At 68.7% G+C, this 917-nt stretch carries 1 protein-coding gene; it reads right to left on the bottom strand.

Annotated elements, in window-relative coordinates; all coding sequences use genetic code 11:
* Positions 1 to 917: PLP-dependent aminotransferase family protein (locus EN749_RS36455; protein ID WP_145991208.1), on the bottom strand; the 917-nt coding region annotated here is incomplete at both ends.

Raw genomic sequence — 917 nt, 5'->3', positions numbered from 1 at the left:
CCCCCCCCCCCAGCCCCACCGTCGCGGCCATCAACTCCTCGTCCGAAAACCCCGAAAAACCCAGCACCAGACCTTGCCGGGGCGCCCCGCCGATGAACATTGAGGACAAGGCCCTGGCGCCGACACCCGCCGCCTTCGCCGCCTCGACGATCGCGGTGTCCGGCCCGGCGTCCTTCAGCGTCGCCATCAAATGCAACCCCTGTTCGGGCACGGTTACTTCGAGGGCATCGCCGCAATGCGCCTCGAGGCCGGCGACCAGGACGTCGCGCGCGGCCTGGACGCGGCGGCGCACGCGCCGGAGATGCGCGGCGAAATGGCCTTCGTTCAACAGGTCGGTCAGCGCGCCTTCGGCCAGCGTCGAGGGGAAGCGGTCGGAGCGCGCCCTGACCGCCATCACGGCATCGAGCAGCGCTTCGGGCACCACGACATAGCCGATGCGCAGGCCGGGGAAGAGGATTTTCGAGAAGGTGCCGAGATAGGCGACACGGTCTGAACCGTCCATGCCCTGCAGCGAGGTCAGCGGCGGGCCGGCATAGCGGAACTCGCTGTCGTAGTCGTCCTCGATGATCCAGGCATCGTTGCGCCGAGCCCAGTCGAGCAAAGCGAGACGGCGGCGCATCGTCATCGTCACGCCGAGCGGATATTGATGCGAGGGCGTGACATAGGCCGCGCGCGCCTTGGAGCACAGGCTTTCGCCGATCTCGGGATCGAGCCCTTCCGCGTCGACCGGTACCCCAAAAACCCTGGCGCCGCTGCCGGCCAGCACGGCCTGCGCCATGGGATAGCAGGGGTTTTCGATCCAGACGGCATCGCCGGGGCTGAGCGCGGCGCGCACCAGAAGATCCAGCCCCTGCTGCGTGCCCGAAGTCAGCACGATCTGGCCGGCATCGCAGCGCACGCCGCGTGCGGTCCTGAGA

This window comes from Mesorhizobium sp. M7A.F.Ca.ET.027.02.1.1 (assembly GCF_004022985.1).
Taxonomy (GTDB): Bacteria; Pseudomonadota; Alphaproteobacteria; order Rhizobiales; family Rhizobiaceae; genus Mesorhizobium.
This window is presented reverse-complemented; position numbering and strand designations above follow the sequence as displayed.